This window comes from Streptomyces poriticola (assembly GCF_036689765.1).
In the GTDB taxonomy this organism is placed as follows: domain Bacteria; phylum Actinomycetota; class Actinomycetes; order Streptomycetales; family Streptomycetaceae; genus Streptomyces; species Streptomyces poriticola.
Genome location: NZ_JBAGKH010000003.1, coordinates 1 through 22,453, shown reverse-complemented (window position 1 = coordinate 22,453; position 22,453 = coordinate 1). Strand labels below are relative to the sequence as shown.

The 22,453-nt window shown below is 73.0% G+C and carries 18 protein-coding genes; 12 read left to right on the top strand and 6 right to left on the bottom strand.

Annotated elements, in window-relative coordinates:
- Nucleotides 1-52: 52 nt before the first annotated feature.
- The 4 genes from V5O46_RS05195 to V5O46_RS05180 all read right to left on the bottom strand — a co-directional run bounded on the left by V5O46_RS05195 (nucleotide 53) and on the right by V5O46_RS05180 (nucleotide 4,159).
- Entirely contained in the window at nucleotides 53-1,141 is a 1,089-nt protein-coding gene (locus V5O46_RS05195; RefSeq protein ID WP_408648906.1) for a DNA-3-methyladenine glycosylase family protein, read from the bottom strand.
- Between the two features lie 94 nt (nucleotides 1,142-1,235).
- Complete coding sequence (locus V5O46_RS05190; protein WP_332883234.1) at nucleotides 1,236-2,537, bottom strand: coenzyme F420-0:L-glutamate ligase; 1,302 nt, start codon at nucleotides 2,535-2,537, stop codon at nucleotides 1,236-1,238.
- Nucleotides 2,534-3,493: a 2-phospho-L-lactate transferase gene (cofD, locus tag V5O46_RS05185; RefSeq protein ID WP_332883233.1), complete on the bottom strand. Its 960-nt coding sequence runs from the start codon at nucleotides 3,491-3,493 to the stop codon at nucleotides 2,534-2,536. Before cofD ends, V5O46_RS05190 begins: the two co-directional genes overlap by 4 nt.
- A 138-nt stretch (nucleotides 3,494-3,631) precedes the next feature.
- Entirely contained in the window at nucleotides 3,632-4,159 is a 528-nt protein-coding gene (locus V5O46_RS05180) for a cysteine dioxygenase (RefSeq protein ID WP_332883232.1), read from the bottom strand.
- Nucleotides 4,160-4,885: 726 nt separating this feature from the next.
- Here V5O46_RS05180 and V5O46_RS05175 point away from each other — a divergent pair.
- From V5O46_RS05175 to V5O46_RS05165, 3 genes are all read left to right on the top strand, one after another.
- Complete coding sequence (locus V5O46_RS05175; protein WP_003975777.1) at nucleotides 4,886-5,149, top strand: WhiB family transcriptional regulator; 264 nt, start codon at nucleotides 4,886-4,888, stop codon at nucleotides 5,147-5,149.
- 300 nt (nucleotides 5,150-5,449) lie between these two features.
- Nucleotides 5,450-9,217: a glycosyltransferase family 2 protein gene (locus tag V5O46_RS05170; protein WP_332883231.1), complete on the top strand. Its 3,768-nt coding sequence runs from the start codon at nucleotides 5,450-5,452 to the stop codon at nucleotides 9,215-9,217.
- Nucleotides 9,214-10,740, top strand: a complete 1,527-nt coding sequence (locus V5O46_RS05165; RefSeq protein WP_332883230.1) for a DUF5719 family protein — start codon at nucleotides 9,214-9,216, stop codon at nucleotides 10,738-10,740. Before V5O46_RS05170 ends, V5O46_RS05165 begins: the two co-directional genes overlap by 4 nt.
- 218 nt (nucleotides 10,741-10,958) lie before the next feature.
- Here the strand turns inward: V5O46_RS05165 and V5O46_RS05160 are convergent, their stop codons facing one another.
- Nucleotides 10,959-11,429, bottom strand: coding sequence for a metallopeptidase family protein (locus tag V5O46_RS05160; RefSeq protein WP_332883675.1), 471 nt, complete (start codon nucleotides 11,427-11,429; stop codon nucleotides 10,959-10,961).
- 307 nt (nucleotides 11,430-11,736) lie between these two features.
- Between V5O46_RS05160 and V5O46_RS05155 the strand changes: the two genes are divergently transcribed.
- The 8 genes from V5O46_RS05155 (at nucleotide 11,737) to V5O46_RS05120 (ending at nucleotide 20,034) form a co-directional block, all read left to right on the top strand.
- Nucleotides 11,737-12,159: a DUF3499 domain-containing protein gene (locus V5O46_RS05155; RefSeq protein ID WP_332883674.1), complete on the top strand. Its 423-nt coding sequence runs from the start codon at nucleotides 11,737-11,739 to the stop codon at nucleotides 12,157-12,159.
- Between the two features lie 100 nt (nucleotides 12,160-12,259).
- The gene (locus V5O46_RS05150; RefSeq protein WP_332883229.1) at nucleotides 12,260-13,624 is read left to right on the top strand and encodes a phosphomannomutase/phosphoglucomutase; all 1,365 of its coding nucleotides are present in this window, start codon (nucleotides 12,260-12,262) and stop codon (nucleotides 13,622-13,624) included.
- A gap of 115 nt (nucleotides 13,625-13,739) precedes the next feature.
- Entirely contained in the window at nucleotides 13,740-13,910 is a 171-nt protein-coding gene (locus V5O46_RS05145) for a Trm112 family protein (protein ID WP_332883228.1), read from the top strand.
- Nucleotides 13,911-13,964: 54 nt separating this feature from the next.
- Nucleotides 13,965-15,092, top strand: a complete 1,128-nt coding sequence (locus tag V5O46_RS05140) for an SIS domain-containing protein (RefSeq protein WP_332883227.1) — start codon at nucleotides 13,965-13,967, stop codon at nucleotides 15,090-15,092.
- Nucleotides 15,093-15,199: 107 nt separating this feature from the next.
- Nucleotides 15,200-16,351 carry a mannose-6-phosphate isomerase, class I gene (gene manA, locus V5O46_RS05135; protein WP_332883226.1) on the top strand — a complete coding sequence of 384 codons (1,152 nt, stop codon included), beginning with the start codon at nucleotides 15,200-15,202 and terminating at the stop codon, nucleotides 16,349-16,351.
- Nucleotides 16,352-16,539: 188 nt separating this feature from the next.
- Complete coding sequence (locus tag V5O46_RS05130; RefSeq protein WP_332883225.1) at nucleotides 16,540-17,514, top strand: cation diffusion facilitator family transporter; 975 nt, start codon at nucleotides 16,540-16,542, stop codon at nucleotides 17,512-17,514.
- A gap of 268 nt (nucleotides 17,515-17,782) precedes the next feature.
- Entirely contained in the window at nucleotides 17,783-19,240 is a 1,458-nt protein-coding gene (ahcY, locus tag V5O46_RS05125) for an adenosylhomocysteinase (RefSeq protein ID WP_332883224.1), read from the top strand.
- 179 nt (nucleotides 19,241-19,419) lie between these two features.
- Nucleotides 19,420-20,034 (top strand): hypothetical protein, encoded by a 615-nt coding sequence (locus V5O46_RS05120; RefSeq protein WP_332883223.1) that lies wholly within the window; start codon nucleotides 19,420-19,422, stop codon nucleotides 20,032-20,034.
- A gap of 50 nt (nucleotides 20,035-20,084) precedes the next feature.
- Here the strand turns inward: V5O46_RS05120 and V5O46_RS05115 are convergent, their stop codons facing one another.
- Nucleotides 20,085-21,086: an RDD family protein gene (locus V5O46_RS05115; protein ID WP_332883222.1), complete on the bottom strand. Its 1,002-nt coding sequence runs from the start codon at nucleotides 21,084-21,086 to the stop codon at nucleotides 20,085-20,087.
- 127 nt (nucleotides 21,087-21,213) lie between these two features.
- Here V5O46_RS05115 and V5O46_RS05110 point away from each other — a divergent pair, with 127 nt between their 5' ends.
- Nucleotides 21,214-22,221 carry a stage II sporulation protein M gene (locus V5O46_RS05110; protein ID WP_332883221.1) on the top strand — a complete coding sequence of 336 codons (1,008 nt, stop codon included), beginning with the start codon at nucleotides 21,214-21,216 and terminating at the stop codon, nucleotides 22,219-22,221.
- Nucleotides 22,222-22,453 lie beyond the last annotated feature (232 nt).

Below are 22,453 nucleotides of genomic sequence, written 5' to 3'. Positions count from 1 at the left end.
CCCACCGCAGACAGCCCCGGCCCGGCAGAACCCCTTTCAGGAAGCGGAGGGCTCAGAACCGCCCGATGTCCCCCCGCGCCATCCGCGGAGCCCTCCGCGGCGGCACGCGCCCACTCAGGAGAATCAACCGCGCGGCCCGATGCCGCTGTCCCGCGTACGGCTCCAGCAAGCGCAGCATCTCCGCATCATCGGCCCCCCGATCCCCTGCCAGCGCCCACCCCACGATCCCCGGCAGATGCAGATCCCCCACGGTCACCGCATCCGGAGCCCCGTGACTGCGCTGCACCACCTCCGCCGAGGTCCACGGCCCGATCCCGGGCACCAGCTCCAGCCGCGCCTGCGCCGCCGCGGGCTCCATCCGGACCGCCTCCTCCAGCCGCCCGGCGACCCGCACGGCCCGCAGCACGGTGGCCGCCCGCTTGTCCTCGACCCCTGCCCGGTGCCAGTCCCAGGACGGGATCAGCGCCCAGGTCCGCGGCGCCGGCATCACATACATCCGCCCCGGCACCGGCCCCGGCGCCGGCTCCCCGTACTTCCGCACGAGCAACCGCCACGCCTGATACGCCTCGACCGTCGTGACCTTCTGCTCGAGCACCGACGGAATCAGCGAGTCCAGCACCAGCCCCGTCCGCGTCAGCCGCAACCCCGGCCGCCGGTGCCGGGTCACCGCCACCAGCCGGTGCCGTGGCGCGAACGCGGCCGGATCGTCGTCGGCGCCCAGCAGGCCGGGCAACTGTTCCAGCAGCCACTCCGCGCCGGGTCCCCAGGCCTCGCCCCGTACCTGACCGCCGCGTGCGGCGACCCGCAGCGTTCCCGGCCCGGCGGGCGTCAGACTGGCCCGCCACACCGACCCGTCCGGCGTCGTCCGGAACGTCGGATCACCCGGCCCGCGCCGCAACGGCCCCAGCACCAGCCCGAGGTCGAACGGCCCGCCCGGCACCCAGACACGTACCTTCCCCGGAGCCGGAGCCGGAGCCGGAGCCGGAGCCGGAGCCGGAGCCGTCGCTCCGCCCGGCACCGCCTGCCGCGGAACCCCACTCGGACCGTCGGGACTGCCGGGCCCGTCGAGCCCGGTAGGCACGGCGACATGCCCACCGCGCACGGTCGTACGCGTGGGCCGGTGAGCGAAACGTCCTGCCACGGGCCGGGTCCAAGGTTCCAGAAGAGTGCCGGAGAACTCCTACGAGGGTAGGCGCTCCCGCCCCGCCCCACCTCCGTCCCACCCCAACGCGACCTCACCGCACCTCGATGAACCTCCCCGCATCCCGCTCCGGCCGTGGCCGCGGCTCCTCCGCCGGGTGGCCGACGGCGACCGCGCCCATCGGGTCCCATTCCGCCGGCAGCCCGAGCGCCTCCCGTACGACGTCCCGGCAGAACATCGTCGACGACACCCACGCCGAGCCGAGGCGTTCCCCGGCCAGCGCGACCAGGAAGTTCTGTACGCCGGCCCCGGCGGCCACCACGAACATCTCCCGCTCCGCCGTGTCACGCCGCGCGTCCCCATAGGCGTGCGAGCCGTCCATGACCAGGCAGGGGACTACCAGATACGGCGCGTTGCGCAGCACGTCACCGCGCCGGATCCGCTTGGCGACGGACTCCTCGCCGCGGCCGTCGCGTCTGAGGTCGGCGATCCACGCCTCCCGCATCGCGTCCAGCAGCCGGGTGCGGGACTCCGCCGACTCCAGGAGGACGAAACGCCAGGGAGTGGTGTGGTGCGGCGCCGGTGCCGTGACCGCCGCGGCCACCGCCCGGCGTACCGCGCCGGGGTCGACGGGCTCGTCGGTGAACGCCCGGACCGTACGTCGCCCGGTCACCGCCTGCCGGACCGCCTCCGAGGTGCCCAGTCGGAACATGTCGTCACGCGCGCCGCGCACCATGGCCCGCGCGCCCTCCCCGTCACCCTCGGCCACGACGTGCGGCAGCCCGCGCACGACCGCGACCGGCAGCCCGGAGACCTTGCCCTTGACCAGGTCGCCCGCAGCGGCCAGTTCGTCCGCGGTGGCGACGACGGTGGCGGCGAGGGGATTGCCGTGTGCGTCCGTGCCGCCGCGCAGGTCGTCCAGGACCCGCACCCCGGCCGCGCCGATCGCCACGTCCGTCAGCCCGGCGCGCCAGGGGCGGCCGAAGGTGTCGGTGACGACCACGCCGACGGTGACGCCGAGGGCGTCGCGCAGCCCGTCGCGGATGGCGCGGGCCGAGGCGTCCGGATCCTCGGGCAGCAGCAGGACCGTCCCCGAGGGGGTGTTGGAGGCGTCCACGCCGGCCGCCGCCATGACCAGGCCCTGGCGGTTCTCGACGATGCGCAGCGCTCCGCGCCGGGCCACCACCCGCACCGTCTCCGCGTCGATCGCCGCCTCCCGGTCGGCGGCAGGCACGACACGGCCCTCGGATTTGGAGACGATCTTCGACGTGACCAGCAGGACGTCCCCGTCGGCCAGCCCCGGCTCGGCCGCCGCGACCAGCTTGGCCAGGTCGTCGCCGGGCACCACCTCGGGCAGCCCGGGCACCGCCCAGACCCGGAATCCCTCCCCGCTCACGCCGCTTGCACCTCCCCGGCCAGCGCCAGTGCCTCCCGGGCCATCCGCGCGGTCGCCTCCGCGTCGGTCATCATCAGTGGCACCGCCCGGCAGACGATGCCCGCCGCCTCGATGCGCGGCACCGAGGCCGCGTCGACGGTGTCGACCAGCCAGCCGTCCAGCAGCCCGGAGCCGTAGTACTCGGCGACCGCCGCCGCCGTGGACTCCACACCGACCGCGGCGAGCACCTTGTCGGCCATCCCGCGCACGGGCGCGTCCCCGACGATGGGGGAGAGCCCGACCACCGGCACCCCGGCGTCCGCGATCGCCTCCCGGATGCCGGGCACGGCGAGAATCGTGCCGACCGAGACGACGGGGTTGGACGGCGGGAAGAGGATCACGTCCGCCTCGGCGATGGCCTCCAGCACGCCGGGCGCCGGCTTCGCCTGCTCGGCGCCGACCGGGACCACGGCGTCGGCGGGCACCGAGGCCCGCAGCCGCACCCAGTACTCCTGGAAGTGGACCGCCTTGCGCTCCCCTTCCAGCTCGACGGCGACATGCGTCTCGACCCGGTCGTCGGTCATCGGGAGCAGGCGCACGCCCGGCTTCCAGCGGTCGCAGAGGGCCTCCGTCACCGCGCTGAGCGGATATCCGGCACCGATCATCTGCGTCCGCACGATGTGCGTGGCGAAGTCCCGGTCGCCGAGCCCGAACCACTCCGGCCCCACGCCGTACGCCGCGAGTTCCTCCTTGAGGCGGAAGGTCTCGTCGGCCCGCCCCCAGCCCTGCTCCTCGTCGATGCCGCCGCCGAGCGTGTACATCACCGTGTCGAGGTCCGGGCAGACCTTCAGCCCGAAGAGGTGGATGTCGTCTCCGGTGTTGCCGACGACCGTGATGTCCGCGTCCGGCGCCGCCTGCTTCAGACCACGAAGGAAACGGGCACCGCCGATGCCGCCTGCCAGAACCACAATGCGCATGGCGACAGTGTGGCAGGCGGGTACGACAGCGGGGCCGGGCAGCCGCCCCCGGGCGGGGCAACCGTCCGCAGGCCGGGCAGCCACCGGGGCAGCTGCCGGGCGTCGCCGGTCACCGGGCGTCAGCCGGTCGCGGCCGGGTCAGGCGGTGGTCACGGTGTCCGCCCCCGCGCTGTGGGGCGCCGCCGCGGCGCACCGGGCGGAGTGCGCGAAGTGCATCGTCATCTCCGTCAGGCCCGGGTAGTAGACGTGCAGGCTGACCGCGGGCTCCAGCGCGTCGTTGAGCACCTCGTGCACATAGCCGGGCGCGAACACCCGTTGCGCTCCGGGCCGCAGCGCGCGCGTGCCGCGCCGCGAGCGCTCGGTCAGGGTGCCGTCCAGGACGGTCAGCACGCCGGAGGAGCCGCCGTGGTCGTGCAGCCCGCTGCCCTGCCCGGGCACCCAGGAGAGCAGCCACACCTCGTACCCGGGGCCGGTGCGCAGCCGGTGGTACCAGCGGGTGGTGGCGTCGTACCGGACGAGGTGCTCCCACTGCGTCCGGTCGGCGGCGATGGAGCGGGCGAGACCGGCGTACTCGGCGACGGTGGCCGGGTGCTCGCGCGGTGCCTGGAGGAGATGCGGGACTTCGAGGATGTCGCCGGCGATCTGCAGGTCGCTGTCGCTGTTCATGGATGCGGTGGTTCCTCGCGAGGAGTGCGGAAGCATGTGGGGGAGGGGCGTCCGGGTCCCGTGCGGCCGGTTCGCGGACGACGGGGAGCGCGGGCGTCTGCCCTGGTCGGGCGGGAGAGTGCGGGGCCGGGTGACGTGCACCCGGGAGTCGGCCGGAGCGCGTGGCTCAACAGCCGCAACAGCAACAGCTACAGCGAGCCCGGGCAGCACCGTGGGACCCGGCGGGGCGGGTCGAGGTGAGTGCCGAGTTCGCGAGCATGCCCACAAGGACAGCGGTTCACACCCGCACTGTCAACTCGATGCCCGCTATGTGGGACATGGTTCACCTCTTCCGGTTCATCTCCCAGGCGAAAGGTTTGCTCAGATGGGCGACGGGACACATGGCGCACAAGCCGGGCGCACAACCCCTGTTGCGAACCTGTGATGCGAATGTGATCAAGTTCGCTTCGGCGGGTGTGTCGGAACGGGATCGAACACGCGGGCGTCCTTTCCTGCACAGGGCTGCGCGGGGCCGGTGGTTCCGCGTACTCCCCTGGGAATGTCAAGGTTTATGGCGATTTGAACACTTTCCGCATGCCCTTGGTTCCGCAGAGTGAATAAGGGGCCCAATAGCAGATCCCGGCTTGACTCGCCCGGAGCAGCACACTTGTAATTTCACTCGTGTCGTTAAGCCGCCATCGGTAACGGCAGCATCACGGGGACGCGAAAGACAGACGAGGGGCGCACATGACCGAGCTGGTGCAGCAACTGCTGGTCGACGACGCGGACGAGGAACTCGGCTGGCAGGAGCGCGCGCTGTGCGCCCAGACCGACCCCGAGTCCTTCTTCCCCGAGAAGGGCGGCTCCACCCGGGAGGCCAAGAAGGTCTGCCTGGCGTGCGAGGTCCGCTCCGAGTGCCTCGAGTACGCCCTCGCCAACGACGAGCGCTTCGGCATCTGGGGCGGCCTGTCCGAGCGGGAACGCCGCCGGCTGAAGAAGGCCGCCGTCTGACGCACGGCCGCATCCGCGGACAGCGGCACTCTGCGGGTGACGGCACCCGGCGGACAGCGGCACTCCGTGCACCGCGGCTGCGTCCGTACCCGCGACGGTCGCATCCGCCCGCAAAGCGCACATATTTCGCATGTATCCGCGGTGGCCGGGTCACGAACGGCCCGTCGCAGGTGGGTTGTCCACAGGCGGCGGGCCGACGTCATGCCCAGCCGATAGTGTGGTCGCTCGTCCGAGACGCCCCGCCGTTCCCATCAGGCACGGGCGTCCACCGCAGTCCACCGAACCGGGGCCCGTACCTCGATGTCCGTGCACAGCCACCCGGCAGCCCATCATGGCACCGCTGCCACAGCCGCGTTCGACCCGGCCCACCAGCCCGCGTTCGACCCGGCCAACCCGCCCGCGTTCGACCCGGCCCACCCGCCCGAGTTCCCACGTCATGTGGTGACCGCGGTCCTCGTCTCCCACGACGGCGCCCGCTGGCTGCCCGACGCGCTCGCCGGGCTGCTCGGCCAGGAGCGCCCCGTCCAGCACGTGGTGGCCGCCGACACGGGCAGCGCGGACGACTCCGCCCGGCTGGTCACCGACGCCCTCGGCGACGACCGCGTACTGCACCTCGCCCGGCGCACCGGCTTCGGCCAGGCCGTCGAGGAGGCCGCCCGCACCGCCCCCGTGCTCACCCCCGACGACCTCCCTTATCTGAAGCGGCCCAGCGGCTGGGACCCGGTCACCCGCTCCTGGCGCGACGACGCCTACGACATGCCGGAGCTGCCGCACGGCGAGCCGGTCCAGTGGCTGTGGCTGCTGCACGACGACTGCGCCCCCGAACCCGACGCCCTCGCCGAGCTGCTGCGCGTCGTCGACAACGAGGACCGGCTCGGCCGCGACGACATCGCCGTCGTCGGCCCCAAACTCCGCGGCTGGTACGACCGCCGCCAGCTGCTGGAGGTCGGCGTCTCCATCGCCAACTCCGGCCGCCGCTGGACCGGCCTGGACCGCCGTGAACAGGACCAGGGCCAGCACGACCACGTCCGCCCCGTGCTCTCCGTCTCCAGCGCCGGCATGCTGATCCGCCGCGACGTCTTCGACCGGCTCGGCGGCTTCGACCGACGGCTGCCGCTCATGCGGGACGACGTCGACCTGTGCTGGCGCGCACACGCCGCCGGACACCGGGTGCTCGTCGCCCCGGAAGCGGTCGTCCGGCACGCCGAGGCCGCCTCCCGCGAGCGCCGCACCGTCGACTGCGCCGGGCGCACCACGGCCTCCCCGCACAAGGTCGACAAGGCCGGCGCCGTCCACACCCTGCTCGTCAACGCCCGTACCGCCGCCCTGCCCTGGGTGCTGCTGCGCCTCGTTCTCGGCACCCTGCTGCGCACCCTCGCCTACCTCGTGGGCAAGGTCCCCGGCCAGGCCGTCGACGAGATCCGCGGCCTGCTGAGCGTCCTGCTGCGCCCCGAGCGCATCCTCGCCGGACGGCGCCTACGAGGCAGCCCCCAGGTCGACAAGGGCGAGCTGCGCCCCCTGTTCCCGCCGCCGGGCGCCACCGTCCGCGCCACCGTCGAGCAGGTCGCGGGCGACCTGCTCGGCCGCTCCGACCCCGAGGCGACCGTGGGCGCCGGACGGCACGGCGGCGCCGTCGAGTCCGGCCCCGGCGACGACGACGCCGACTTCATGCAGGTCGAGCAGTTCGCCCGGCTCAAGCGCATCGCCCGCAAGCCCGGCCCGGTGCTCTTCCTGGTCCTGCTGCTGTTCTCCCTGGTCGCCTGCCGCGCCCTCCTCGGCGGTGGCGCACTCGCGGGCGGTGCGCTGCTGCCCGCCCCCGCCGACGCCGGCGACCTGTGGGCGCGCTACACCGACGCCTGGCACACGGTCGGCACCGGCGGCACCTCGTCCGCGCCGCCCTACCTCGCGTTCGTCGCGCTGCTGGCATCGGCGCTGCTGGGCTCCACCGGCCTGGCCGTCACCGTCCTGCTCGTCTGCTCGGTCCCGCTGGCCGGGCTGACCGCCTACTTCGCCTCCCGCCCTCTGGTGACCTCACGGCTGCTGCGCGCCTGGGCGGCCGTCGCCTACGCGTTCCTGCCCGCCGCCACCGGCGCGCTCGCCGGCGGCCGCATCGGCACCGCCGTCCTGGCCGTCCTGCTGCCGCTCGCCGCGCGCGCGGGCCTCGCCGCAGCCGGGCTGGCCACCCCGCCGGGCACCCGGGGCAGTTGGCGGGCCACCTGGGCATACGCACTGCTGCTGACCGTCGCCACCGCCTTCACCCCGGTGGTGTGGCCCATCGCCCTGGCCCTCGGCCTCGGCGTACTGGCCCTGCGCCGCGGCGACATCACCGCCTACGGGCTGCGCTTCCTGGCCCAGCTCGGCACCCCCCTGCTGCTCCTCGCGCCCTGGTCCCTCTCGCTCTTCCCGTCCGGCTTCCTCCGGGAGGCCGGCCTGGAGTACGGCGCGTCCGCCGCCTCCCCCCTCGACCTGCTCGGCGCGAGCCCCGGCGGCCCCGGCACGGTCAGCGGCCTGATGCTGATCGGTATCGTGCTGGCCGCGCTGGCCGCCCCGCTGCGCTCCGAACGACGGCTGGGCATCGGCACCGCCTGGGCCGCCGCCCTGACCGGCCTGGTCTTCGCCGTCCTGTCCAACGGCTCCGCCTGGTCCGGACCCGCGACCCTGGTCTACGGCCTCGCCCTGCTGTCCGCGGCGGCCCTCGGAGCCGACGGGGCACGCGCGCGCGTGGCCGAGCAGAGCTTCGGCTGGCGCCAGCCTGCCGCCGCGCTGATCGCGTTCGCAGCGGCGGCCGGTCCGCTGCTCGCCGCCGCCGGCTGGATGATCCGGGGTGCCGACGGCCCGCTGGAGCGGCGCGACCCCGTCCAGGTGCCGGCCTTCGTCGCCGAGGAGAGCCGGACCCGCGACCAGGCCCGCACCCTCGTCCTCGACAGCGACTCCGCCGCCCATGTGCGCTACGTGCTGGTCCGCGGCTCCGGCGCCCGTCTCGGCGACGCCGAACCGGCCGCCGCCGACGGGGGGAACGCACGGCTCGACAAGATCGTCGCCAATCTCGTCGCCGGTTCCGGCGCCGACCAGACCGACCAGCTCGGCGGCTTCGCCGTGCGCTACGTCCTGGTGCACAAGGGCGCGCCCCGCCAGATCACCCGCGTACTGGACGCCACCCCCGGGCTGAGCAGACTCAGCCAGCAGGACGGCAGCGCCCTGTGGCGGGTCGACCAGGAGGTGGCACGGGCGACGATCACCGCGGAGTCGGGGGCGCCCCTGCCGGTCGCCGCCGGTCCCGTGGAGATCCACACCAAGATCCCTGCCGGACCCGAGGGCCGCGTACTCCGTCTCGCCGACACCGCCGACCCGGGCTGGACCGCCACCCTGGACGGCAGGCCCCTGCAACGCACCACCGTCGACGGCTGGGCGCAGGGCTTCGAACTCCCCGCCTCCGGCGGCAGCCTGGACGTCACCCATGACGCCCCGCTCACGCACACGGCATGGCTGTGGGCCCAGGGGCTCCTCGCCGTCGTCCTGGTCGTCCTCGCCCTGCCCGGCCGCCGCCGCGACATCGACGACGACCTCCCCGACGAGCCCGCCGTCCCGGCCCAGGCCGTCGCCGGCGAGGGCCGCCGCGCCCGCCGCCTGCGGGCCCAGGCCGAGGCCGACGCGGCAGCCGGAGCTCCGGCGGAGGAGAGCGCACAGGAGGAAGCGGCGGCACCGCAGAAACCCCCGGCGGCTCCTCGGCAGCAGACCACCGGAGAGTGGGCCGCCGCGGACTACGCGACCGGCGGGTACGGCACCTACGACGGATACGCCGACGGCCAGCAGCAGTACGCCGGATCCGGGTACGGGCAGCAGCAGTACCCGGCCGATCCCTACGAGGGCGGTCAGTACGACCCGTACGCCTCCTACGGCGGTCAGGCCCGGACTGCGTACGACCAGACATACGGCCAGGGCGGCTACGACTCCCGGTACAACTCCCCGTACGACCCGGCACACCCCGACCCCGCACACCCCGACCCGGCACACCCCGGCCACCCGCACGGCACGGGCGACGAGCGTCCCGACGGGAGCCAGCAGTGAACCGCACCACCCTGACCTTCCTCGCCTGTACCGCCGCGCTCGCCGCCGTCACCGGGCTGGCCGCCGTCACCGCACCCGACGCCTCCGAAGCGAACGACGGCACGAGCACGGCGGCCGTCCGGCTGCCCGTGGAGCGCAGCAGCCTGCTGTGCCCGACGCCCAGCACCTCCGACCTGGCCGAGACCACGTACACCTCGTTCACCCCCGTCACGGAGGGCACGGACGGCGACGGAAAGGCCGAACTGCGCCCGGCCGCACAGAAAGAGACGGCCGGCCGGGAGGAGAGCGCGGAGGAGAAGGGAGAGGGCGAGGAGAAGCCGGACCGGGCGGAGAAGCCGGTCCTGGAGCCGAAGGCCCCCGGGACCCCGGTCACCGGAGAGAGGACGGGCGGCGAGGCCCCCGCCCTCGTCGGCACGGCCGAGGGCCCGTTCGCCCCCGGATGGACGGTCCAGGCGACGACGGAGGTCTCCGCGGGCACCGGGCGCGGCCTGCTCGGGGTCAACTGCACCGCACCCGACACGGAGTTCTGGTTCCCGGGGGCCAGCACCGCGGCCGATCGCACCGACTACGTCCATCTGACGAACCCCGACGACTCGGCCGCCGTGGTCGACATCGAGCTCTACGGAAAGGACGGCAGGCTCAAGTCGACGGTCGGCGAGGGCATCACGGTGCCGGCCCACGCCACCGAGCCGATCCTGCTCTCCACGCTCAGCGACGAGCAGCAGACCGACCTCACCGTGCACGTCGGCGTCCGCAGCGGACGCATCGGCGCCGCCGTGCAGGCCCTGGACGACAAGGCGGGCGGCGACTGGCTGGCCGCGGCCGCGGACCCCGGCAGCAACCTGGTGCTGCCCGGGATCCCCAAGGACGCGAAAGCCGTGCGGCTGGTGCTGTTCACGCCCGGCGGCACCGACGCCGACCTGAAGGTGCGGCTCGCCTCCCCGTCCGGACTGATCACACCGGCCGGACACGAGACGGTGCGGGTCAAGGCCGGTACGACGACCGCCGTCGACCTCGGCGACCTCACCCGCGGCGAGGCCGGGTCGCTGGTGCTGACCCCGACGGACCGGTCCGTGCCCGTCGTTGCGGCGGTCCGGGTGGTGCGGGGCGAGGGCGCCGACCGGGAGACGGCGTTCATCCCGGCGACGGGGCCCATAGGGGCGCGTGCCACCTCTCCGGACAACCGGGCCAAGGGCACCACGCTGTCCGTGACGGCACCCGAGGACACCGCCGAGATCAAGGTCACCGCGTCGCCGGGCAGCGAGGGCGGCACGGCGCAGTCCCGGACGTACACGATCAAGGGCGGCACCACCCAGGACGTCGAGCTCCCGGTCCCCGGCGGTCTCAAGGGCACCTACGCCCTGACCCTCGAGCCCGTCTCGGGCGGCCCGGTCCACGCCTCCCGCACCCTGGCCTTCCCCCAGGACGACGTCCCGTCCTTCACGATCCAGCCGCTTCCCGACGACCGAGGCACCGTCTCGGTACCGACAGCAGAGGAAGACCTCTCCGTACTCCAGAACTAGCTGACTGCTCCGTACTCCAGAAGTAGCTGACTGCCCGCCCCGGCGGGCAGTCGTGCCACCCGGGTGCGCGAACGCCCCGGGAGGCACCCGCAGAGCGGCCCGGGTGGCCGCGGCCGGCACCCCGCGACCCCGGGCAAGCACCCCCATCCACCGCCGACCGCACCTACGGCACCCTGCCGACGCCGCCCGTCCACCGAACCCCCCGGGGGAGAGAACCCCTATTCCTCCCCGAACCCCCGCTCCTCCCCGTAGCGCGGATCCACCGCCTCCGGTGTCAGCCCGAGCAACTCCGCCACCTGCTCGACCACCACCTCGTGCACCAGCGCGGCCCGCTCGTCCCGCCCCTTCGTCCGGATCTCGACCGGCCGCCGGTACACCACCACCCGCGCTCGGCGCCCGTCCCGCGAGGAGACCGCCCCGCCCAGCGGCACGGCCTCGTCGTTCCAGGCCTCCGCCGCCCCGTCCAGCCGCGGCACCTCGACCACCAGGAAATCGATGTCGGCGAGCTGCGGCCACCGCCGCTCCAGCCGCTCCACCGAGTCCTGCACCAGGTCCGCGAACGCCTCCGCCCGGCTCGCGGCCAACGGCACCTGCGGCGGCGCGATCGGGCCGCGCATGCCCCGGCCGTGGCGATCACGGCGACGGGGCCCGGGGCGGTCGGCGGAACGGGGCGTCACAGGGTTGTCCATCACTGGTGAAGGTTAGTACTCACCGGGTGCACGCGCCCGACCCCACACCTCACTCCTCGCCACAAACCGGACACGGATGGAGCGCCCCGCATCGCATGTCGCAGGATGACCATTTCAGCCAACGTTGAGCTCGATTCCGTATCCCTACGAGACCGGTGATCTCATGGCAATTGATGGCGTTTGTATCGGGTCGTGACCGGAGCCGTCCTTGTCCGGCATCCCGAATCTCGACATTCCTCCAGGTCAGAGAGGTGTCACAAACTCCCCGTGGCTACTGATCCACAGCACGACACGGTGGGGTGACGTGGTGGAGAGTCGTCGCGGCCCGCTCAAGAGTGCGGTACCGTCCAACATCGTGAGCCCTGTACGTCGCTGTTCGCGCACCGCCTGCGGCCGTCCCGCCGTCGCGACGCTGACGTACGTCTACGCCGACTCGACCGCGGTCCTCGGCCCCCTGGCCACGTACGCCGAACCCCACTGCTATGACCTGTGCGCCGAGCACTCCGAGCGCCTCACCGCCCCGCGCGGCTGGGAGGTCGTCCGGCTGCTCGACGGTTCGGCGCCGGCCCGCCCGAGCGGCGACGACCTGGAGGCGCTCGCCAACGCCGTGCGTGAGGCGGCCCGCCCCCAGGAGCGCGCCGCCGAGGCAGGCGGCGGGGCCCGCGCGGCCGACCCGATGGAGGTCGCCCGCCGGGGTCATCTGCGGGTGCTGCGGTCACCGGACAGCTGAAGCCACGCCCGCCGGCCCGACCTTGCCCAACCGTACGGCGCGTTGTCAGTGGCACCGGGTAGTTTTGGGGCACCGACAGGACTTTGAGGAAGGTTGGCCTGTGGCTGCTGATCTGTCGCAGATCGTGAAGGCGTACGACGTACGCGGCGTGGTCCCGGACCAGTGGGACGAGTCGCTGGCCGAGCTGTTCGGCGCGGCCTTCGTCCGGATGACCGGCGCGAGCGCCATCGTGACCGGGCACGACATGCGGCCCTCGTCCCCCGGCCTGTCGCGGGCCTTCGCGCGCGGCGCCGCCGCCCAGGGCGCCGACGTCACCGAGATCGGCCTGTGCTCCACGGACCAGCTCTACTACGCCTCGGGCGCGTTGAACCTGCCGGGCGCCATGTTCACGGCCTCGCACAACCCCGCCCGGTACAACGGCATCAAGATGTGCCGCATGGGCGCCGCCCCGGTGGGCCAGGACTCCGGTCTCGCCGAGATCCGGGAACTGGTCGAGCGCTGGAGCGAGTCCGGCGCCCCGGACCCGGCGGCCCGCCCGGGCACGGTCGGTGCACGCGACACCCTGGCCGACTACGCGGCCCATCTGCGCTCCCTGGTCGACCTCACCGCGATCCGCCCCCTGAAGGTCGTCGTCGACGCGGGCAACGGCATGGGCGGCCACACCGTCCCCTCGGTCCTCGCCGGCCTCCCCGTCGACCTCGTCCCGATGTACTTCGAACTGGACGGCACCTTCCCCAACCACGAGGCCAACCCCCTCGACCCGGCCAACCTCGTCGACCTGCAGAAGCGGGTCCGCGAAGAAGGCGCCGACCTCGGTCTCGCCTTCGACGGCGACGCCGACCGCTGCTTCGTCGTCGACGAGCAGGGCGATCCCGTGTCCCCGTCCGCGATCACCGCCCTGGTCGCCGCCCGAGAGCTCGCCCGGCACGGCGGCAAGGGCACGGTCATCCACAACCTGATCACCTCCTGGACGGTCCCGGAGGTCGTCGCCGAGAACGGCGGCACGGCCATGCGCACCCGTGTGGGCCACTCCTTCATCAAGGCCGAGATGGCCCGGACCGGAGCCATCTTCGGCGGCGAGCACTCCGCGCACTACTACTTCCGCGACTTCTGGAACGCCGACACCGGCATGCTGGCCGCCCTGCACGTCCTGGCAGCCCTCGGCGGCCAGGGCACGCCGCTGTCCGCGCTCGTCGACCAGTACGACCGCTACTCCGGCTCCGGCGAGATCAACTCCACGGTCGCCGACCAGGCGGACCGCCTCGCCGCCATCAGGGCCGCGTACCAGGGCCGCGACGACGTCACCCTCGACGAGCTGGACGGCCTGACCGTCACCGCCGCCGACTGGTGGTTCAACGTCCGCCCCTCCAACACCGAACCCCTGCTGCGCCTCAACGCCGAGGCCCGCGACCAGGCCACCATGGCCAAGGTCCGGGACGAGGCCCTGGCGATCATCAGAGGCTGAGAGCCGGGACCGCCCGCTGCCGGGTCGCGGGCGGCCCGGCAGCGCCCACCGGCGGTACCCTGACCAGCACATCCGTCCATAGGCACCAACCCACCGCTCCCGAAGGGAACCCGCCATGCCGCTCGAAGCCGGCCTCCTGGAGATCCTCGCCTGCCCGGCCTGCCACGCCCCCCTCGAGGAGCAGGACGCCGAGCTGATCTGCACCGGGCAGGACTGCGGCCTGGCCTACCCGGTCCGCGACGGCATCCCCGTCCTCCTCGTCGACGAGGCCCGCCGCCCGCAGTAGCCGCCGGACCGGCGACCCGCACCCCTGACGCCCCGGCGATCGGAGACTGCCGCCATGCTCGACGAATCGCTGCTCGACAGCCCGGACGGGCTCGCCGAGACCGACCGCCGCGGCCTGCTCCGCGGCGCGGCGGAGGCCGGCGCCCGCGTGCGGACCGCGGCCCGGCACGCGGCCGAGACCGGCATCACCGACCTCAAACCGGACGGCCGCCCCCGCGCGGTCCTCATCGCCGGCCCCGGCGCCGCCGCCACCCAGGCCGCCGACCTCCTCGGCACGCTCGCCGGCGCAGGCAGCCCCGTCACCCGCCTGGCTCCCACCGGCGTCGCCCCGGCGGCCGGGGCCCTGCGCTGGGAGCTGCCCGGCTGGGCCGGCTCCGTGGACCTGCTGCTGATCGCCACACCCGACGGCACCGAACCCGGCCTGTCCCTCCTCGCCGAACAGGCCTACCGCCGCGGCTGCACCGTCGTCGCCGTCGCCCCCGCCCGCTCCCCGATCGCCGAGGCCGTCAACGGCTCCCACGGCCTGCTCGTCCCCATGGCGACCGCCCCCTACGACCAGGAGGAGCCGCTCGCGGGCGCCGCCCCCGGAGTCCTGTGGGCCCTGCTCACCCCGCTGCTCGCACTCCTGGACCGCACCGGGCTGCTCACCGCCCCGCCCGACGCCCTGCAGAAGGTCGCCGACCGCCTCGACGGGATCGCCGAGCGCTGCGGGCCCGCCATCGCCGGCTACAGCAACCCCGCCAAGACCCTCGCGGCGGAGCTCGCCGACGCGCTGCCCGTGGTCTGGACCGAGGGCGTCTCCGCCGGCCCGGCCGGCCGCCGCTTCGCCGCCGCCCTCGCCGAACTGTGCGGGGTCCCTGCGGTCGTCGCCGAACTCCCCGAGGCGCTCGCCGCGCACAGCGCGCTGCTCGCCGGTCCGCTGGCCGCCGGCGCCGACCCCGACGACTTCTTCCGCGACCGCGTCGAGGAGCAGCCCGCCCTGCACGCGCGCGTGGTGCTCCTGCGCGACCGCCCGATCGGCGGCCTCACCGCCGCCCCCGCCGCCCGCGACCTCGCCCTCAGCCACGACACGCCGATCAGCGAACTGGAACCGGAAGCGGGCGGCGAGCTGGAGACCCTGGCGGAACTGATCGCCATCACGGATTTCGCCGCCGTTTACCTGGCGCTCGCTTCGCGCGCCTGATCGCAGGACGTACTGGGAACCCGTACGACCCGAGACCGACAGGAACGCCCCGGACACCGGGACGCTCCGACGACAGGACCGCTCCGAAGAACCGGCAGAGAGAGCCCATGGACCGCCTCGACAACACCATCCGCCCCTACGCCTGGGGTTCCCCCACCGCGATCCCCGAACTGCTCGGCATCGAGCCGACCGGCGAGCCGCAGGCGGAGATGTGGATGGGAGCCCACCCAGGCGCCCCCTCCCGCACCGGACGGGGCACCCTCGTCGAGGTCATCGACGCCGCACCCGAGCGGGAACTGGGCCCCGCCGTGGTCGCCGGATTCGGCCCGCGCCTGCCCTTCCTCCTCAAGATCCTCGCCGCCGGCGCCCCGCTCTCTCTCCAGGTCCACCCCGACCCGGAGCAGGCCCGGCAGGGCTACGACGACGAGGAGCGCCGCGGCATCCACGTGGACGCCCCGCACCGCAACTACAAGGACGCCAACCACAAGCCCGAACTGATCTGCGCCCTCACCGAGTTCGACGGCCTGTGCGGCTTCCGGCCCCCGGCCGAGACGGCCGACCTGCTCGACGGCCTCGGCGTCGACTCCCTCAAGCCCTACGTCGACGTGCTGCACGCACACCCCGAGGACGCCGCACTGCGCGAGGTCCTGACCGCCGTCCTCACCGCCGACCGCGAGGACATGGCCCGCACGGTCGCCGAGACCGCCGCAGCCTGCGACCGCCTCGGCGGCGCCTACGCCCCCTACGCCGACATCGCCCACCACTTCCCCGGCGACCCCGGCGTCCTCGCCGCGATGCTCCTCAACCACGTCCGCCTCCAGCCCGGGGAGGCCCTCTACCTCGGCGCGGGCATCCCGCACGCCTACCTCAGCGGCCTCGGCGTCGAGATCATGGCCAACTCCGACAACGTCCTGCGCTGCGGCCTCACGCCCAAGCACGTCGACGTCCCCGAACTGCTGCGCATCATCCGCTTCGAGGCAGGCGACCCCGGCGTCCTGCGCCCGGAGGCCTCCCCCGACGGGGAGGAGGTCTACGAGACCCCGATCGACGAGTTCCGCCTCTCCCGCTACGTCCTGCCCGAGGGCACCACCGGACACGACCTCACCCGCCCCGCCCCGCAGATCCTGCTCTGCACCGCCGGCTCGGTGCGGGTGGGCGCACACGACCTCACGCCCGGCGGCTCGGTCTTCGTCACCGCCGGCGAGAAGGCCGAAGCGTCCGGTGCCGGCACCGTCTTCCGGGCCACCGTCCGCATCTGACGCCTACACAGCCGACGGGCAGCCCGCTGCGCCGTCAGGGGCTGCAACAATGACGCACCGCACAGATGGACGCGGCCGGCCGGGGGCCTGCCGCGCCCGCAGCGGCGCACGCACACAGAGCAGACGCAGCAGACCCACACGCAGCAGTCGTAGACGTAGCGGACGAAGTCGAAGGGACAACGCGGCACATGAGCGCGTCAGGCGGTACCAAGGCGATCGTGGCGGCACTGGTCGCCAACCTCTCGATCGCGGTGGCGAAATTCGTGGCCTTCCTCTTCAGCGGCTCCTCGTCGATGCTCGCCGAATCGGTGCACTCCGTCGCCGACTCCGGCAACCAGGGGCTGCTTCTCCTCGGCGGCAAGCGGGCCCAGCGCGCCGCCACCCCGCAGCATCCGTTCGGCTACGGCCGCGAGCGCTACATCTACGCCTTCCTCGTCTCCATCGTGCTGTTCTCCGTCGGCGGCATGTTCGCCCTCTACGAGGGCTACGAGAAGATCAAGCACCCGCACGAGATCGACCACTGGTACTGGCCGGTCGGTGTCCTGGTCTTCGCGATCATCGCCGAGACGATCTCCTTCCGAACCGCCATCAAGGAGTCCAACGCCCTGCGCGGCGACAAGTCCTGGAAGGAATTCGTCCGGCACGCCAAGGCGCCCGAGCTACCGGTCGTCCTGCTGGAGGATCTCGGCGCGCTCGTCGGCCTGATCCTCGCCCTCGGCGGCGTCGGCCTGGCCCTGCTCACCGGCAACGGCGTGTGGGACGGCATCGGCACCCTCTGCATCGGCGTCCTGCTCATCCTGATCGCCCTGGTACTCGCCGCCGAGACCAAGTCCCTGCTGCTCGGCGAGTCCGCCGGCGCGGAGACGGTGCAGCAGATCGAGACCGCCGTCGTCGCCGGCACCACCGTCACCGGCGTCATCCACATGCGCACGCTCCACCTCGGCCCCGAGGAGCTGCTGGTCGCAGCCAAGATCTCGGTCCGCCACGAGGGCACGGCCACCGAGATCGCCTCCGCCATCGACGCCGCCGAGGCCCGCATCCGCGAGGCGGTCCCGATCGCCCGCGTGATCTATCTCGAACCCGACATCTACAGCGAGACCGAGGCCGCCAAGGGCGCGGACCCCGACGCCAGCCCCGGCGGCCCCACCCCGGCGACCCACTGACCCGCGCCCACATCCGGCCAAAGAGCCGGATGTGTTCGCAGACGGACTGGGGACGGAACGGGCCAGCGTGTAGCTTGGGACGGAGCCAGACGTCGCTGCTGATGGCGGTCGGGCGGTCGCACCACGGGCCGGCCGAGGGAGAGAGGGCCTCCGACGGACTGCGCTGCGCGCACGCGGGCATGCCTGTGTCCTCTTCGGGCACCGCTGTGTCCGCCGCCGCGCAGGTCAGCCGTACCCACCTCGACCAGAACCCGAGGAGCAGCTCGCAATGACGACTGTCGAGAACCGACAGGACTTCAAGGTCGCCGACCTTTCGCTGGCCGAGTTCGGCCGCAAGGAGATCACCCTCGCCGAGCACGAGATGCCGGGCCTGATGGCGATCCGCAAGGAATACGCCGAGGCGCAGCCGCTGGCCGGTGCACGGATCACCGGCTCGCTGCACATGACCGTACAGACCGCCGTGCTGATCGAGACCCTGGCGGCCCTGGGCGCCCGGGTCCGCTGGGCGTCCTGCAACATCTTCTCCACCCAGGACCACGCCGCCGCCGCGATCGCGGTGGGCCCGAACGGCACCCCGGACGACCCGCAGGGCATCCCGGTGTTCGCCTGGAAGGGCGAGACGCTCCAGGAGTACTGGTGGTGCACGGAGCAGGCGCTGACCTGGCCCGACAGCCCCACCGGCGGCCCGAACATGATCCTCGACGACGGCGGTGACGCCACCCTTCTCGTCCACAAGGGCGTCGAGTACGAGAAGGACGGCAAGGTCCCCTCGCCGGAGACCGCCGAGTCCGACGAGCACCGCGTCATCCTGGAGCTGCTCACCCGCACCCTGGGCGAGAACGCCCAGAAGTGGACCCAGCTCGCCTCCGAGATCCGCGGCGTGACGGAGGAGACCACCACCGGTGTGCACCGCCTGTACGAGATGCAGCGCGACGGCACCCTGCTCTTCCCGGCGATCAACGTCAACGACGCCGTCACCAAGTCGAAGTTCGACAACAAGTACGGCTGCCGGCACTCGCTGATCGACGGCATCAACCGGGCGACGGACGTCCTCATCGGCGGCAAGACGGCAGTCGTCTGCGGCTACGGCGACGTGGGCAAGGGCTGCGCGGAGTCGCTGCGCGGCCAGGGCGCCCGTGTCATCGTGACCGAGATCGACCCGATCTGCGCGCTGCAGGCGGCGATGGACGGCTACCAGGTGGCCACCCTGGACGACGTGATCGACCAGGCGGACATCTTCATCACCACGACCGGCAACAAGGACATCATCATGGCCTCGGACATGGCCAGGATGAAGCACCAGGCGATCGTGGGGAACATCGGCCACTTCGACAACGAGATCGACATGGCCGGCCTGGCCCAGATCCCCGGCATCGTCAAGGACGAGGTCAAACCGCAGGTCCACACCTGGACCTTCCCGGACGGCAAGGTGATCATCGTGCTGTCCGAGGGCCGCCTGCTGAACCTGGGCAACGCCACCGGCCACCCGTCGTTCGTGATGTCCAACTCCTTCGCGGACCAGACCCTGGCCCAGATCGAGCTGTTCACCAAGCCCGACGCCTACCCGACCGGCGTGTACGTGCTCCCCAAGCACCTCGACGAGAAGGTCGCCCGCCTCCACCTGGACTCCCTCGGCGTCAAGCTGACCACGCTGCGCCCGGAGCAGGCGGAGTACATCGGCGTGAAGGTCGAGGGCCCGTACAAGCCGGACCACTACCGCTACTGAGCCGGCACCGCTGCCATCTGCCGCCGGGCACCCCCGTGCACGGAAGTACCCGACGGCAGACAGGACCTCCGAGACAGGCCCCCGCACCCCCGTGCCGGGGGCCTGCCCCGTTGGCCGGATCAGCAGTGCCGGATCAGCAGTGCCGGTGCCGGACCCACCCGTCACAACCCAGGACCCTCATGCCCCGCGGCCGCTATTCGCTCCACGATCCGCACGATCACACCCCCCTCGCGGAAGAACACTTCCAATGCGCCGTCGGCCCCTCCGGCTGGCGCTACGTCTCCCGGCTGACCACGCCCACCGGCGACCACCGCGGCTCCGTCGACCTCACGCTCGACGAACTCGGCCGCCCCATCCGTCTGGAACTCCACACCACGGACTGGCAGGTACGCGGCGCCGCCCTCGACGGCATCACCTGGGTACGCACCGACCCCACCGGAGCCCAGGCCACCGAAGGCACTGTGCGCGCCCACGCCTTCGCCGGCTCCTCCCCGGCCTTCCTCGTCGCCACCAGTCGCCTGCTGCGCCTCACCCCCTCCGGACCCGCAGCCCGCCTGCGCCTCGTCGCCTTCACCGACCCGGTCCTCGCCCCCCGCACCGTGGACCAGTCCTGGGCTCTGCTGAACAGCGAAGCACACACCACTGACAACGGCCCCCTCGTCGTGGACGAATACCAGGTCACAGCCCTGGACACGGGCGAGCGGCACACCGTCCACATCTCCGGCGACGTGGTGCTCGCGGCCCCCGGGATCGAGCTCGAGGACCTGGAAACGCCCCCGTCCGTCTTCCCCTGACCCGGCCTGCCCCCGAGACGATCCGAGCGCGGCCCCCCACGCGTGCCGCCCTACGCCGGTGGCACGAACCCACTGCCGGAGCCACGCCCGTCCGCGGAGACATCCCGCTGCTCCCGCTCCACGGACGGCCGCCCCCCTGCCGCCGGCGCCCCGTGCCCCCCGGGTCCGCCGGGCCCCTGCCCGGAGCCCGCCGACGGGGGAGCCACGACAGGCGGCGAAGCCACGGCCGGCGGCGGTGCCCCCGCCGGCGGTCCCGAGGGACCCCCGAACGGGCCGCCGGCGGGGGCACCGCCCGTGCCCTGGCCGTTTCCGAAGGCCCGCCGCGCCTCGCGGGCCTGCCGCTCCTGCAGCACCGCCGCCAGATACGCCACCGGCGGCACCCCCTGCGGCGCCGGAGCCCCCGTACGAGCCGCGACATCGGCGGCGAGCCGTTCCGCCATCGCCCAGCCCACCTGCGGATCCAGCTGCTGCATCCGCGTAAGGCACTGCCGCACCGCCAGCCACAGATCATCCGGGACCGCCGACAGATCAAGACCCGAGAACCGCCCCGCAAGCCACGGCGGCGGAGGTGGCACAAACCCGCCGGGTGCGGTCGGCACCCGCTCCCGCACGACCAGGGTCCCGGCGAACACGTCACCGATCCGCCGCCCACGCGCCGACACCAGGGACGCGATACACGCGACGACGCCCAGCGTCATCAGGATCTCGATCACCCCGATCAGACCCCGCACCAGAGCATGCCGGAACCGGATCGGTCCGCCGTCGTCCCGCACCACCCGCAACCCGCACGCCATCTTCCCGAGCGACCGCCCATGGCTGAGCGTCTCGACGGCTATCGGCCCGCCCACCAGCACCAGAACGAAGACCGAGATCGACAGCGCGGCCTGCGCCGCTGGATCCAGCGAGGCCGTCGCCGCCACCAGACCGACGGTCACGGCGACGTAGACCGCGATGGCCACCGCCAGATCCAGCAAGACGGCCAGCGCCCTGCTGGGCAGCCTCGCGGGACGCAGCTCCAAGGCCACCGCCTCACCCGTCACCAGCTCACTCACGCCTGCCGTCCTTCCCCTGACCTGCCCTGAACACCGCCAGTCTGCCAAGCTGAGCACGCATCGCGCCGCAGTACGACAAGCTGATCCACGACGACCCGCCGCCGACAGCCCAGGAGCAGGCACACCGATGGACCTCGACGTCTTCGTCTCCGCCCACCGAGCGGAGTGGGACCGACTCGACGCCCTGCTCAAGCGCCAGCGCCGCCTGACCGGCGCAGAGACCGACGAACTCGTCACCCTCTACCAGCGCACGGCAACCCATCTCTCCCTGATCCAGTCCAGCGCCCCCGACCCGCAGCTGACGGGCCGGCTCAGTCAGCTGGTCGCACGCGCGCGCAGTGCGGTGACAGGCACCCGACGCGCCTCATGGCGCGATGTCACCCGCTTCCTCACCCACGGATTCCCGGCAGCCGTCTACCGAACCCGGCACTGGTGGGTCCCCACCGCCCTCCTGTCCACCGCTGTCGCGGCGCTCCTGGGCTGGTGGATCGGAACCCACCCCGAAGTTCAGGCCACCATCGCGGCACCCAGCGAGCTGCGCGAGCTCACCCGCCCCGGCGGCCAGTACGAGGCGTACTACTCGACCCACCCGGCGGCCTCCTTCGCCGCCCAGGTCTGGACGAACAATGCCTGGGCCGCCGCACTCTGCCTCATCCTGGGCGTCTTCCTGGGCCTCCCGGTCATCTGGATCCTCTTCCAGAACATGCTCAACCTCGGGGTCGGGTTCGGCCTGATGTCCTCCGCGGGCCGCCTCGACACCTTCCTCGGCCTCGTCATCCCGCACGGCCTGCTGGAACTGACCGCGGTCTTCGTGGCGGCCGGTACCGGACTGCGCCTCGGCTGGACCGTCATCGACCCGGGCCCACGCCCGCGCCGCACCGCCCTCGCCGAAGAGGGCCGTGCCGCCATCGGCATGGCCATCGGCCTCGCCCTGGTCCTCTTCGTCTCCGGTGCGATCGAAGGCTTCGTCACCCCGTCCGGCCTGCCCACCTGGGCCCGCATCACCATCGGCGTCGTGGCCGAGGTGCTCTTCCTCGCCTACGTCTACGTCCTCGGACGGCGGGCGGTGCGAGCCGGTGAGCAGGGCGACCTCGACGAGACCGAACGCAGCGCCGCCGTCCCGGCAGCCGCCTGATGTGCATGTGGCCTCGTGAGCTGCTAGTGTCCTCTTCGCCCCACAAGAGCCGTTGACACGGAGCGAGTGGGGAGGTAGATTCGAACAGTTGCCTGGAGATGAGCCCTAGAGCTCTGGATGGCAGCGATGACGTATCTAACTGCTTCTCGACGCGTCGACATCGATCTCGACATCGACTGCGAGGAAGCCCCCGATGAATCGGAATGAGAGTCGGTCAATCCGGCGCGAAACT